Genomic DNA, 11495 nt, shown 5'->3' with positions numbered 1-11495 from the left:
CCCATTTTTATCTCAGTTATGTTTTTTTTCATTGAAAGTACAGTTTAGTGAGTTTGCTGTCTCCACAAAGCCCTCTAATTAAGAGCTATAGTGATCCCAAATAAGTTTATTAGATCCATAAGGGATATTGCATCATGGGCATCTAAATTTCAATCTATATACTTTGTGAAACTATGTCATCTAAATAAAGAGAAAAAATCTTCTAAGCGATAAAATAAGAAAAACTTATTAATTACAATGAATTGTGATCAGAAAGAAACCTTTTTCATTAATTATTTCAATAAAACAAATTAATATATTAACACTATCAAATATAGTTACCAGAAAAGATAAAAAACCACTTTAAATTTTCTAATCAAAGTGTACTGTTCTATATACAGTTATGTTATGCGGAGGTAAGTTTGTCAGTGGACTTTCTTATGGAATCAGTAATAGCGCAACGTATTAATTTTATAGCTAGAATGGCAACGAGTTGTGAATGTAATCATGCTGAAGATAAGGAACTTGCTTTAGTTTTGGATTGCTGAGTTGTCGACACCACTTGCAAAACAACTTATTAACTACCACGAAACGCTTGAAGAATAAATGCAGCAGATAAATGTGGAATTCTGTATGATAAATAATCTAAAGTTTCTAAGTTGATAATGATTGCATTGGAAAATGAGCTGAAAAATAGATTTTCCCTATGAATTCAGTAAATTTTGAAGATATATTATTTAAATTCTGAAAAGTGGCTTCTTGCTTCTCATTTGTACTGCTTTCATTGTTCTCACTTTCAGCGCACCATAACACTTTAACTTAACAATATTGATTAAATTAGAGAGGGTATACTTAATGAAAATAATTGCACAGCAGAATGATACTATTGATGCTTTATGCTGGCGTCATTATGGTCGTACTCAAGGTATGACAGAACAGGTACTATTAGTTAACCCAGGATTGGCCGAATATGGTGTAATTCTGCCACACGGTACAGAAGTTGAGATGCCGGAAATTATGACAGCTACAACGAAACCTATTTTGCAACTATGGGATAAATATATCCATTACTAAGTTGGTGGTTTTTGAATAGAATTATCACTCTATATCAGCAAATTAAACTTATCTATATCTGTCTAGATAAAAACGGTTAAAGTGGATTGATTGAAACTGTGGGCACATTGTTGTTTACATTGTTCAAACAAGAATAACCAGTGTTCAAATCAAATTATCTGGAATGTTGTACTTAATATATAGTCAAATAGCGCAAATTTGAATTTTTTTAACTATTAGAGTCAAGCTTTAACAAAATAGCACGGATTACATAAGGGCTTTCTCGGTTGCGGGAAAGGCTTTTAATTTATGCTGTTACATTTTCCCTTTTCAAGAAACTTGTTTTGTCTTTCTTACAATTCCTCTTTGATGTTGGCAACTACCTTTGCTGGCATTCTTTCATACATAAACCCACAACCAGCAAATGGCATTTTTCCAAACCATGGATACACAACTAACAGAACTTTTGCGCTTATTGCGTAACTTGATCAGAAACTGGTGTTGTTACCGAGGTAGATACCACCACGGGGAGTTTGCCGAATTGCAACAGGCAATCTCGAACTGATTGGCGGCCTTGGTTGACAATGCGAGCAGTAATTCCCGAACTTGGTGGGCTCCCAGTCGTGGTGAGCAAGTTTTGCTGTTATCTGTTTGGTGGTGAATTGACCACCTCCTTTGTATTACCGGCTGTTTATTCTAATCAATTTCCTGAGCCATTGGCTGTTTCTGGAAAAACTGTTGATACTGCTTTTGCTGATCAATTCCCATCAGCATTGCCTGCTTCTGCGGAAGCTGTCCATATTGTCTTTCCTGATGGGGGCAGTAATGGAGTATGAACCAGCATTCAGCGCCTTAAAGGTAACAGGTATTAAGACTGCGGTTAGTGCAGGCTTCAAATTCTGTAGCAATTGGAAGCAACAAATATCTCACTCAAAGCACTCAATTCAATCAAACTTGAGGCAATCAATTCTATCGAACTGACTTCAGTCAACAAAATCGATATGAAAACACTACAAGTCGGGATAAATGCACTGGCGGTAAAAGCAGATGTAGCCAAAGGCTTCACACTGGAAACACCAGAGTTTGCTGTAAAAGGAAAACTAAGCTGGAAGGTGATGTTGAAAATACAGGCGGAAAACTCAGCTCTAATGGTGTGACCCTACATTCTCATAAACACACTGGAGTCATGTCCGGCGGTGCGACAACAGGAGACCCAGTATAATGATGTACCTTGGAATGAACCGACAAACCGGTCGTAGCCTCACGGATCTGGATCATGTACGCCAGTCTGTCAGCGATATCTTACTAACCCCCGTTGGCAGTCGTTTGGAACGGCGCACTTATGGCTCTCTGCTACCCGAATTAATTGACTGGCCGCAAAATGCGGCTCTACGCCTGCAAATTATGGCAGCCACCTACACAGCTATCAGCCGCTGGGAACCGAGGATTAATCTGACAGCTATTACCATAACTACCCAGCAAGACGGCAAATGACGGTAAATATCTCCGTCATTATCAGCAGTCCGCCGGGGGGTTTTCTCTATCTATCCCTGTGAGGTAAAACAATGCCGACCATTGACCTGAGCCAGTTGCCACCACCAAATGTAGTCGAGCCACTGGATTATGAAAACCTGTTGGCTGAACGTAAAGCCAAATTGATATCTCTTTTATCCTGAAGAGCAACGGGATGCTATTACTCGAACATTAGAATTGGAATCCGAACCTCTGGTTAAGTTACTTGAGGAAAACGCTTACCGGGAATTGATATTACGCCAGCGGGTTAATGAAGCTGCCCGTGCAGTAATGTTGGCCTATGCAACCAGTAGCGATTTAGACCAGTTAGGGGCGAACTATAACGTTACTCGAGCAGTTATGGAGCCTGATAGTACCTTCCGTGATCGCATCCAAAGAGCCTTCGAAGGGCTAAGTGTTGCAGGGCCGATAGGGGCGTATGAATATCATGCCCTTAAAGTTAATGAAAGTATTCGTGCTAATAGAAATGAATACAAAGGTGAATATCAAACTGTTACAGATGTTTCCGTTATCAGCCCATCTCCGGCCAATGTAACTGTGACTGTTTTGTCGCGGAAATGGATATGGGAAAAAGATAAAGAAGACGAAGAAGATAAAGCGCATAAAGGTGTAGCTTCACAAGAGTTACTGGATAAAGTGATTGTGGCGCTTAATGATGAAAACGTCAGACCAGTTGCTGATCGAGTAAAAGTGCAGTCAGCCAAAATAGTGGAATATCAAATTGATGCTGTGCTTTATCTCTATCCGACACCTGAATCTGAACCTATCCGTAAATTGGCTCAACAAAATATGGATAAGTACGTGCTAGATCAACATAAGTTGGGGAGAGATATTCGGTTATCTGCCATTTATGCTGCCCTGCATGTCGCAGGAGTACAACAGGTAGAACTGAGAGCCCGACGAAGGACATAATTCTGTGTAAAGATCAGGCTCCTTATTGTACCGGTGCAAAACTGGAATTAGGTAAGACACAAGCTGCTGATTGTTCCAAGCCAAATCCAGGTTTGATAGTAGGAGGCTCTGATGAATGACCGCCTGTTACCAACAGGTTCTACGGTTTTGGAGTTGGCTGCTGCTAAGGCGTGTTCGCAATTGCAAAATATTCCAGTACCACTTCGCCAACTCTGGAATCCTGATACTTGCCCTGAAGAATTATTACCCTATCTGGCGTGGGCGTGGTCGGTTGATCGCTGGGACGAAAACTGGCCCGTAAGCACTAAGCGGGACGTAATAAAAAACTCGCTATTTCTGCACAAACATAAGGGAACCATTGGTGCCGTCCGTCGCGTAGTAGAACCGCTTGGTTATCTCATTCAGATAAAGGAATGGTGGCTGAACAACGAAACGCCCGGCACATTCCGGTTGGCGATAGGGGTGCAGGAAAACGGGATCACCGAGGAAACTTTTTTAGAGTTAGAACGGCTAATTTCTGATGCCAAGCCTGTAAGCCGTCATTTGATAGGTTTGTCAATCAATCTGGATGTTAAGGGCGAATTTTATTGCGCTGCAACGAGTTATAGTGGAGATGATCTTACTATTTACCAATATCTCCCTGAAATAATCACAACTAGCGACAATATGCCTTTAGGGGCAGCAATTCATTTGATCGAAACAGATACATTGAGGATTTCACAATGAAATACTTTGCAATTCTAACCAATCTGGGAGCGGCAAAGCTAGCAAATGCTGCTGCTTTGGGGACAAAGGTTGATATTACCCACATGGCTGTTGGTGATGGTGGTGGTAAATTACCCTCTCCTGATGTCAATCAGACCAAATTAGTTAATGAAAAACGTCGTGCTGCAATTAATACATTAAGTGTCGATCCGGTAAACACAAACCAAATTATTGCCGAACAAATTATCCCTGAAAGTGAGGGTGGTTGGTGGATGCGTGAAATTGGTTTGCTTGACAGTGAGGGTAACTTGATTGCGGTAGCAAACTGCCCAGAAACCTATAAACCACAATTACAGGAAGGTTCAGGTAGAACACAAACTGTCAGAATGATCTTGATTGTTAGCAATACGGATTCGGTAACGCTGAAAATCGATCCCTCTGTAGTTCTGGCAACTCGTGATTATGTAGATAGCTCCATTCAGAAACATGAAAAAAGCCGCAATCATCCAGATGCTACGTTGACAGAGAAAGGTTTTACAAAACTTAATAGTGCCATTAACAGTAATGATGAAACTACAGCAGCAACACCCAAAGCAGTAAAAGCAGCTTATGATAATGCTAATAGTAAATTGGCAAAAAACCAAAATGGTGCGGATATCCCAGATAAAAATGCTTTTGTGAAAAACCTTGGTTTATTGGAAAAGCTAATTCCGATAGGTGTACCACTTCCTTGGCCGACGGCTACACTGCCGGATGGGTGGTTGCAATGTAATGGCGCGGCCTTTGATAAAGCGAAATTTCCAGAATTAGCCAAGGCTTATCCTGGTGGTAATTTGCCCGATTTACGGGGTGAATTTATCCGTGGTTGGGATGACAAACGTGGCGTTGATCCAGATCGTACATTATTGGTATGGCAAGAAGGGTCTTATTTACTACAGGAAGTTCATCAACCTGCTGATAATGTTGTTAACTTCTCAGTTAATGAGCGTACGAAATTACAGTGGGATACCCCCCAAAATAAAGATATTCAATTAAGAGCTAGAGCTTCTGGAGGTTCAGCAACGACTTGGACTACCAGTGCTACTTATATAGGGGTATCAAGGCCACGTAACGTAGCGTTTAACTACATTGTAAGGGCAGCATAATACTCATGTCTGTATTTGAAGAGATCCCGGTAGGAATACCGCTTCCCTGGCCGACTGACATACCACCAAATGGGTGGGTGAAATGTAATGGAGCAATCTTTGATAAGTCTTTATATCCAAAATTAGCGGAAGTTTATCCGGGGCTGGGATGATGGACGTGAGGTAGATATTGAGTCGATATCGACTGTCCTCTCAATTGGCAGATATTGCTCCACATAGTCACAGGATTGGACGGATGTGGTTCAACTCAAATGGTGGAATCGAGGGGTGGGTACACTAAGTTATATTCTCAATAGTGTCCACCAAGGCGTTAACTACGGAATTGATCCTCGTGGATTAGGTATTGCTATTGGAAGGGGAGCTGGTGGTTTCGGTTATATGGATAATGCGGTTTCGGCTTCGACAGGAATAGAAACACGTCCACGAAACGTGGCATTTAATTACATTGTGAGGATTACCTGATGAATAAGGCTGTACTGGATAAAAATAATATTGCTATCAGTACCGGAAGTATCGTTGTGTTTAATTACGATGCGATTACGCTGGAATATTTAAACAGTTCTGATGAGTATCTTCCCGTTGGTGTCGGTCTTCCTGCCAATTCCTGCGCAGACGTGCCACCTGATACCCAAGAGGGATATGTCGCCTGCCGTTCATCTGATTTAACCGGTTGGCAAATTGTACCAGATTATCGAGGAAAAATAGCCTACGACACACAAACTGGGGAACAGAAAGAAATCATTAAACCTGGTGAATTACCAGAAATGCTGACATTCAAACAGCCAAGCACCGATTTTGACAAGTGGGATGGTGAAATATGGGTAACGGACATTGAAGCTCAAAAAGCCAATCAGATTAAACAGGCAGAACAACAACGTGTCACTCGTCGCCAACAGGCTGATGAAGCCATGACTTTATTACAATATGCTATTGAGACTGAGATGGCCTCAGACGCAGAGAAAACATTATTGCTTGCCTGGAAGAAGTATGTGGTATTACTGAGCCGTGTTGATACTTCAATGGCTTCAGATATTGAGTGGCCACAAATACCAGCATAATAAAATTATCGAGACCGGGCGTTATTCTGTCTCCGGTCTTTTTTCAGTTAAGGCTATATTGGCCTGTCGATTTCCGATGTCTTTGAAGTATCAACCCTGTTAAGTATGACTCGGTATTTTTTCCATTCCTGTGGGTCTTGGCGCATTGGATAAACATTTTGATTACCCTAAAAAGCCAGAGTAGAAAAAAGGCCTGCGGTTTGTGAACTGCGGGCCTATATTATTTATACAGGTTGTGCAGGCCACTCAATATCTGGTGCTATAGTGGGATCAATGCGGTTTGCTTGCATTCGGTATTTTTTCCAGGCTTTGAGTTGCTCTATCTCTTCCGCAGTTGCTTCGTCCAGATCAATGGCATCCTGTAAGGGGGCAATATTATTGCTGGCAAGGGCTAACAGTTCCTCTTTATGTCTTTCTGCTTGAGTAATTAACTCGCCCTTTGTGTACTTACGCGGAACAATAGCACCATTTATATATTGCCACTTACCAGAAATATCACAAGAATCAGGCAAATTACTCACCTCAGCCACACTCATTCCATCTGGGTTAAAAGCTGATATATCTCCTGATATAGAACGGATTACATTATTAAAATCATACATTACTTTGATTGTATCAGGGTTAAAGCTTTTCTGGCATTCATACCAGTCTTGGCCGTCTTCTGACTTCAAATAAATGACATTAAAATCCGCAATGAATTTTCTGGCTTGTTTTGAGTCAGGTATGTATTGGGAAAAATTTTTAATATTTTGCATACATTCATCACCTTACTAAATATTAGATATATTCATCCATATACCGTTAACCTTCTTCTGTATTGGCCTACGGTTTACGGTGTTAACTAACTTATCTCTATTTCCATTGATTACAGCAATAATGGCATACCCGCTTACGTCTTCGTCTTCAGGGCTTTTCTGTACTTGCACGTTCTCTTTAGCGCCAAGGCGAATGTCTTGAATATAACGCGTATCTGATTCTGATTTTGTATAAGTACCAATAATCGCAGCGGTTGGCCTATATCCTTCATGATAGACTTGATACCCTCTAACCCGAAGATTATCAGATTTAAGACTCATCCATTCATTGGTTGGCCCTCCAGAGAGGGCATGCTGCCATTTGAAATATTCGTTACCATTATCTCCCGTTCTGAACCACATATAGGAGTCTGTATCACCATCTCCGGTGTTTTTAAAACCGATAGAGGCGAAGTCAGTGTTTCTGTTCCAACTTAGCATAGAGTCAGTAGTAATAATTATGTCACCTGTTACATTGCCCCCGCTACGTTGCAACGCGTTTGCGGCTTTGGTAACGGTTTCCATCAAACCGAGCTCACTCGTCGCTGGTTTATTCAGCGTGTTATATTCTTGTGCCCAAGATGTCCATACTCCGACGTCATTTAAGGAACGAGTGTGTATTCGGCTGCTATTATAAATAAAATAGCGTTGAATGATTCCAGCAGCTTTTAGCACAACAAGTGAACCTGCAAATGGTTCAGGATAGTTATTGCCAGATCCTGCTTGTGCATTCAAACCCTGATAATAAAGCCCTGGCGTTTGATAATCATTTAAATTAGCTTTGTCGGGGATGGATATTGCCTGCCATTAAAGATATCCTGAGACGTAATATTAATATCCTCAGTTAGAACTTTGCCATTCACTTTCCGGTTGTTTTGGAACTGCACCTTTAGCCAAATTTACCGTTTCCACTAAACCAAGATTTTCAAACTTACTTATGTGTGAAATTTCAGAAAGAATAGTTTCATATTGGTATTAGGCAAGGTTACATATGGCGAAGATTGGCTATATTCAGGTGTCAATAAATGACCAGAATTGTAGTTTATGAAAAACGTGTTGATAAGAATAAATTATAAACTATTTTGGAGGGTAAATTTGTAGCAAAAACAACTGATTTAATATTTAATTTTATACTATACAACAAGCACTAATGAAGTTTCATTTCTCATAAAATATAAATTTTATTTACATTAAGTTTAATTATGCTAATTCCATTCCCAAACAAAGTTTAGGTCAGTTATTTCCAAGACAATCAGAAATAAAATTAAATATGAACAGAAAACCCGCAGTTATAAACTGCGAGTTCAACCATTAGCAATTGAGCATCAACGTTTCTTTTTCTTTCCCTGAACTGCCTTAAAACGCGGATTAGATTTACAAATAACATATAATCGACCACGGCGGCTTACAATTTTGCAATCCGGATGGCGAGTTTTTACTGTTTTAAGTGAACTTAACACCTGCATTTTTTATGATCTCTCAATTTATTTATTACCAATAAAACGCCCGAATTTTTTCTGGAATCGTGCAGTGCTTCCTTCCTGAGACAAGGTTTTCTGCTTACCCGTATAAAAAGGATGTGATTCTGATGACACATCAATAGTGACATATGGGTATTCTTCCCATTAAGGTAATTATCCGTTCTGTGCGAATCGTGGAGCCAATTGTAAAATAGGCATTAGCACTAGTATCGTGAAATACAACTACCCGGTAGTTTGGATGGATATCTGGTTTCATAATTTCGCCAAAATGTAATAATATAACATTACAATAGCGTAATCTATTTTTATCGGCAAGAAATAATGATAAATTTTCTTAACTCAAAAAAAGCCTCTGTATTTTTAATGTACAGAGGCTTATTTCAACGTCTTACTATAAAACGATTATTCTACGGTCCACTGATTTAGCCAAATTACGAGGCTGATCAACATCAGTTCCTTTAATCAGAGCAACATGATAGGAAAGCAATTGCAGTGGCACAGTATAAAATATTGGTGCAATCAGCTCTTCAACATGCGGCAATGGAATAATCTTCATTCCTTCACTATCAGTAAAGCCCGCGTCCTGATCAGCAAACACATATAGCAATCCACCACGGGCACGTACTTCTTCGATATTAGATTTCAGTTTTTCTAGCAGTTCATTGTTCGGAGGCTACAATGATAACCGGCATATCTGCATCAATCAGTGCTAGTGGGCCATGTTTTAATTCACCGGCAGCATAAGCTCAGCATGGATATAAGAATCTCTTTTAATTTCAAAGCCCCTTCAACCGCAATCGGATATTGATCACCACGGCCAAGGAACAAAGCGTGGGTTTGTCAGAAAAATCTTCCGCCAGCGCTTCAATAATTTTATCTTTCGATAACATGCCTTCGATACGGCTTGGTAGTGCATGTAATGCATGAACAATTTCTTGCTCCTGATCTGCATCAACACCTTTCAAGCGTCCAAGGTAAGCCACCAGCATCAGTAATACTGTCAGCTGAGTTGTAAACGCCTTAGTTGAAGCAACACCAATTTCTGCGCCGGCTTTGGTCATCAGAGCAAAATCAGACTCACGTACTAAAGAAGAACCCGCTACGTTACAGACAGTCAACGATGTGAGATATCCAAGCTCTTTAGATAAACGCAGTGCTGCCAATGTATCTGCGGTTTCACCCGATTGAGACAAGGTGATCAGTAAGCTTCCTGAACGGCGTGCTGATTTGCGGTAACGAAATTCAGAAGCAATTTCTACATCACAAGGAATACCAGCCAATGCTTCAAACCAATAACGGGAAACCATTCCCGCGTTATAGGATGTACCACAAGCAACAATCTGAATATGCTCTACTTTAGCTAATAATTCAGCGGCGTTAGGACCAAGTTCAGACAGATCTACTTGCCCATGACTCAAACGCCTTTCTAAAGTACTTTTGATCGCCATTGGCTGTTCATAGATCTCTTTTTGCATGTAATGACGATAAACACCTTTGTCACCAGCATCATACTGAATATTGGATTCAACCTGCTCCCGTTCAACCGGTTTGCCCTGAGCATTAAAAATACGCACAGTGCGACGAGTTATTTCAGCAATATCCCCTTCTTCAAGGAAGATAAAACGACGAGTAACAGGCAATAGCGCCAACTGATCAGACGCCAGAAAATTTTCTCCAACACCCAGGCCTATAACCAAAGGACTACCGGATCTTGCAGCAATTATTGTTCCAGGATCACGGCTATCCATGATGACTGCACCATAAGCACCGCGTAGCCTAGGAATAACTCGTTGAATAGCCTCCAACAAAGTACCCCTTGTTTTTGTTCCCAATGAACAAGATGGGCAATAACTTCCGTATCAGTATCCGAGATAAACTGATAACCGAGTTCAATTAATTGAACTCGCAATTCTTCATAATTTTCAATAATACCGTTGTGAACAACGGCAATATAATCAGATATATGCGGGTGAGCATTTTTCTCGTTTGGTTCACCATGCGTAGCCCAACGGGTATGAGCAATACCTGTCCCACCAAGTACTTGCTGCTTATCAACCTTATCAGCAAGTACTTGTACCTTACCGACTTCACGCAGACGAAGCATATTTTTTTCGTTATCAACAACCGCCAAGCCGGCGGAGTCGTAACCGCGGTATTCCAAACGACGTAATCCTTCAATCAGGATTTCTGCAATATCTCGTTGTGCTACTGCACCAACAATTCCACACATCAGTTTTATTCCTAAAAATAGGGCTGATGAAAGCCCTTTATATGTCAAGAGCCTGATTGTTTTCCGGTTTTACCGGTCCCCGAGCCTGTAGAGTGGGATTATTATTTTATTTTTTTTCCTTCACAGGGCGTTTCCACCCCTGAATATGTGTTTGTTTAGTTCTGCTTACTACCAGTTCATTTTCAGCTATGTTTTTTTGTCACTGTTGTCCCTGCTCCGATTGTTGCGCCTTTAGCAACAGTCACTGGAGCAACAAGCTGAGTATCAGAACCAACAAAAACATCGTCACCAATAATGGTTTTAAATTTATTAGCGCCGTCGTAGTTACAGGTAATAGTACCTGCACCAATATTTACATCACGACCAATATCTGCGTCGCCAAGATAAGTCAAATGTCCAGCTTTAGAACCTTTACCCAAGTAAGATTTTTTCATCTCAACGAAATTCCCTACATGGGCTTTTTCAGCAAGTTTAGAACCGGGACGCAAACGAGCAAAAGGCCCAACAGTACAGCCAGTTTCCATTTCAGAATCTTCAACAATTGTATAAGGGCTAATAATAGAATCATCGCCAATAATACAATTCTTCAACACACAACCAGTACC

The 11495-nt window shown here is 40.6% G+C and carries 13 protein-coding genes and 5 pseudogenes; 11 read left to right on the top strand and 7 right to left on the bottom strand.

The window, feature by feature from the left end; genetic code table 11:
• Positions 1-834: 834 nt before the first annotated feature.
• The 11 genes and pseudogenes from TI10_RS22995 to TI10_RS22960 all read left to right on the top strand — a co-directional run bounded on the left by TI10_RS22995 (position 835) and on the right by TI10_RS22960 (position 6385).
• On the top strand, positions 835-1053 hold the full coding sequence (locus tag TI10_RS22995; protein ID WP_049585793.1) for a tail protein X: 219 nt from the start codon (positions 835-837) through the stop codon (positions 1051-1053).
• A 563-nt stretch (positions 1054-1616) separates the two neighbouring features.
• On the top strand, positions 1617-1868 hold the full coding sequence (locus tag TI10_RS26765; protein WP_053093503.1) for a hypothetical protein: 252 nt from the start codon (positions 1617-1619) through the stop codon (positions 1866-1868).
• 165 nt (positions 1869-2033) lie between these two features.
• Entirely contained in the window at positions 2034-2189 is a 156-nt protein-coding gene (locus tag TI10_RS25335; RefSeq protein ID WP_155416504.1) for a hypothetical protein, read from the top strand.
• Positions 2186-2254: a hypothetical protein gene (locus tag TI10_RS26760; protein WP_244161699.1), complete on the top strand. Its 69-nt coding sequence runs from the start codon at positions 2186-2188 to the stop codon at positions 2252-2254. The genes TI10_RS25335 and TI10_RS26760 overlap by 4 nt, the downstream gene beginning before the upstream one ends.
• Positions 2254-2593, top strand: a pseudogene (locus TI10_RS22985) (GPW/gp25 family protein). Before TI10_RS26760 ends, TI10_RS22985 begins: the two are co-directional and overlap by 1 nt.
• 4 nt (positions 2594-2597) lie before the next feature.
• Positions 2598-3596 (top strand): annotated as a pseudogene (locus TI10_RS22980) (baseplate assembly protein).
• Positions 3589-4203 carry a phage tail protein I gene (locus TI10_RS22975; RefSeq protein WP_049585007.1) on the top strand — a complete coding sequence of 205 codons (615 nt, stop codon included), beginning with the start codon at positions 3589-3591 and terminating at the stop codon, positions 4201-4203. The pseudogene TI10_RS22980 and the gene TI10_RS22975 overlap by 8 nt, the downstream one beginning before the upstream one ends.
• The gene (locus TI10_RS22970; protein WP_049585791.1) at positions 4200-5327 is read left to right on the top strand and encodes a phage tail protein; all 1128 of its coding nucleotides are present in this window, start codon (positions 4200-4202) and stop codon (positions 5325-5327) included. The genes TI10_RS22975 and TI10_RS22970 overlap by 4 nt, the downstream gene beginning before the upstream one ends.
• 5 nt (positions 5328-5332) lie before the next feature.
• Positions 5333-5479, top strand: coding sequence for a phage tail protein (locus TI10_RS26305; protein WP_244161664.1), 147 nt, complete (start codon positions 5333-5335; stop codon positions 5477-5479).
• Positions 5480-5564: 85 nt separating this feature from the next.
• Complete coding sequence (locus tag TI10_RS26300) at positions 5565-5789, top strand: hypothetical protein (protein WP_053093485.1); 225 nt, start codon at positions 5565-5567, stop codon at positions 5787-5789.
• The gene (locus TI10_RS22960; RefSeq protein WP_049585014.1) at positions 5789-6385 is read left to right on the top strand and encodes a tail fiber assembly protein; all 597 of its coding nucleotides are present in this window, start codon (positions 5789-5791) and stop codon (positions 6383-6385) included. Before TI10_RS26300 ends, TI10_RS22960 begins: the two co-directional genes overlap by 1 nt.
• 53 nt (positions 6386-6438) lie before the next feature.
• Here the strand turns inward: TI10_RS22960 and TI10_RS24370 are convergent, their stop codons facing one another.
• From TI10_RS24370 to TI10_RS22940, 7 genes and pseudogenes are all read right to left on the bottom strand, one after another.
• The gene (locus TI10_RS24370; protein ID WP_074525106.1) at positions 6439-6531 is read right to left on the bottom strand and encodes a tail fiber assembly protein; all 93 of its coding nucleotides are present in this window, start codon (positions 6529-6531) and stop codon (positions 6439-6441) included.
• Between the two features lie 78 nt (positions 6532-6609).
• Positions 6610-7140, bottom strand: coding sequence for a tail fiber assembly protein (locus TI10_RS22955; protein WP_049585015.1), 531 nt, complete (start codon positions 7138-7140; stop codon positions 6610-6612).
• Positions 7141-7155: 15 nt separating this feature from the next.
• Entirely contained in the window at positions 7156-7854 is a 699-nt protein-coding gene (locus TI10_RS26550; RefSeq protein ID WP_049585788.1) for a pyocin knob domain-containing protein, read from the bottom strand.
• Positions 7855-8504: 650 nt separating this feature from the next.
• Entirely contained in the window at positions 8505-8645 is a 141-nt protein-coding gene (gene ykgO / locus TI10_RS24360) for a type B 50S ribosomal protein L36 (RefSeq protein ID WP_074525105.1), read from the bottom strand.
• 18 nt (positions 8646-8663) lie between these two features.
• Positions 8664-8916 (bottom strand): annotated as a pseudogene (locus TI10_RS24355) (type B 50S ribosomal protein L31).
• A 135-nt stretch (positions 8917-9051) separates the two neighbouring features.
• Positions 9052-10890: pseudogene (gene glmS, locus TI10_RS26755) on the bottom strand (glutamine--fructose-6-phosphate transaminase (isomerizing)).
• Positions 10891-10996: 106 nt separating this feature from the next.
• Positions 10997-11495, bottom strand: a pseudogene (locus TI10_RS22940) (DapH/DapD/GlmU-related protein); the annotation flags it as partial.

Origin of the sequence: Photorhabdus luminescens subsp. luminescens (genome assembly GCF_001083805.1) — a bacterium.
GTDB lineage: Bacteria > Pseudomonadota > Gammaproteobacteria > Enterobacterales > Enterobacteriaceae > Photorhabdus > Photorhabdus luminescens.
Note: the sequence above shows the minus strand (reverse complement) of the source record. Positions and strands in the feature narration are given on the sequence as shown.

Excerpts from the sequence above, each read along its gene's own strand:
- TI10_RS22995 (WP_049585793.1), top strand. The coding sequence starts at position 835 with ATGAAAATAATTGCACAGCAGAATGATACTATTGATGCTTTATGCTGG.
- TI10_RS26765 (WP_053093503.1), top strand. The coding sequence starts at position 1,617 with ATGCGAGCAGTAATTCCCGAACTTGGTGGGCTCCCAGTCGTGGTGAGC.
- TI10_RS25335 (WP_155416504.1), top strand. The coding sequence starts at position 2,034 with ATGAAAACACTACAAGTCGGGATAAATGCACTGGCGGTAAAAGCAGAT.
- TI10_RS22975 (WP_049585007.1), top strand. The coding sequence starts at position 3,589 with ATGAATGACCGCCTGTTACCAACAGGTTCTACGGTTTTGGAGTTGGCT.
- TI10_RS22970 (WP_049585791.1), top strand. The coding sequence starts at position 4,200 with ATGAAATACTTTGCAATTCTAACCAATCTGGGAGCGGCAAAGCTAGCA.
- TI10_RS26305 (WP_244161664.1), top strand. The coding sequence starts at position 5,333 with ATGTCTGTATTTGAAGAGATCCCGGTAGGAATACCGCTTCCCTGGCCG.
- TI10_RS22960 (WP_049585014.1), top strand. The coding sequence starts at position 5,789 with ATGAATAAGGCTGTACTGGATAAAAATAATATTGCTATCAGTACCGGA.
- TI10_RS24370 (WP_074525106.1), bottom strand. The coding sequence starts at position 6,531 with ATGCGCCAAGACCCACAGGAATGGAAAAAATACCGAGTCATACTTAAC.
- TI10_RS22955 (WP_049585015.1), bottom strand. The coding sequence starts at position 7,140 with ATGCAAAATATTAAAAATTTTTCCCAATACATACCTGACTCAAAACAA.
- ykgO (WP_074525105.1), bottom strand. The coding sequence starts at position 8,645 with ATGCAGGTGTTAAGTTCACTTAAAACAGTAAAAACTCGCCATCCGGAT.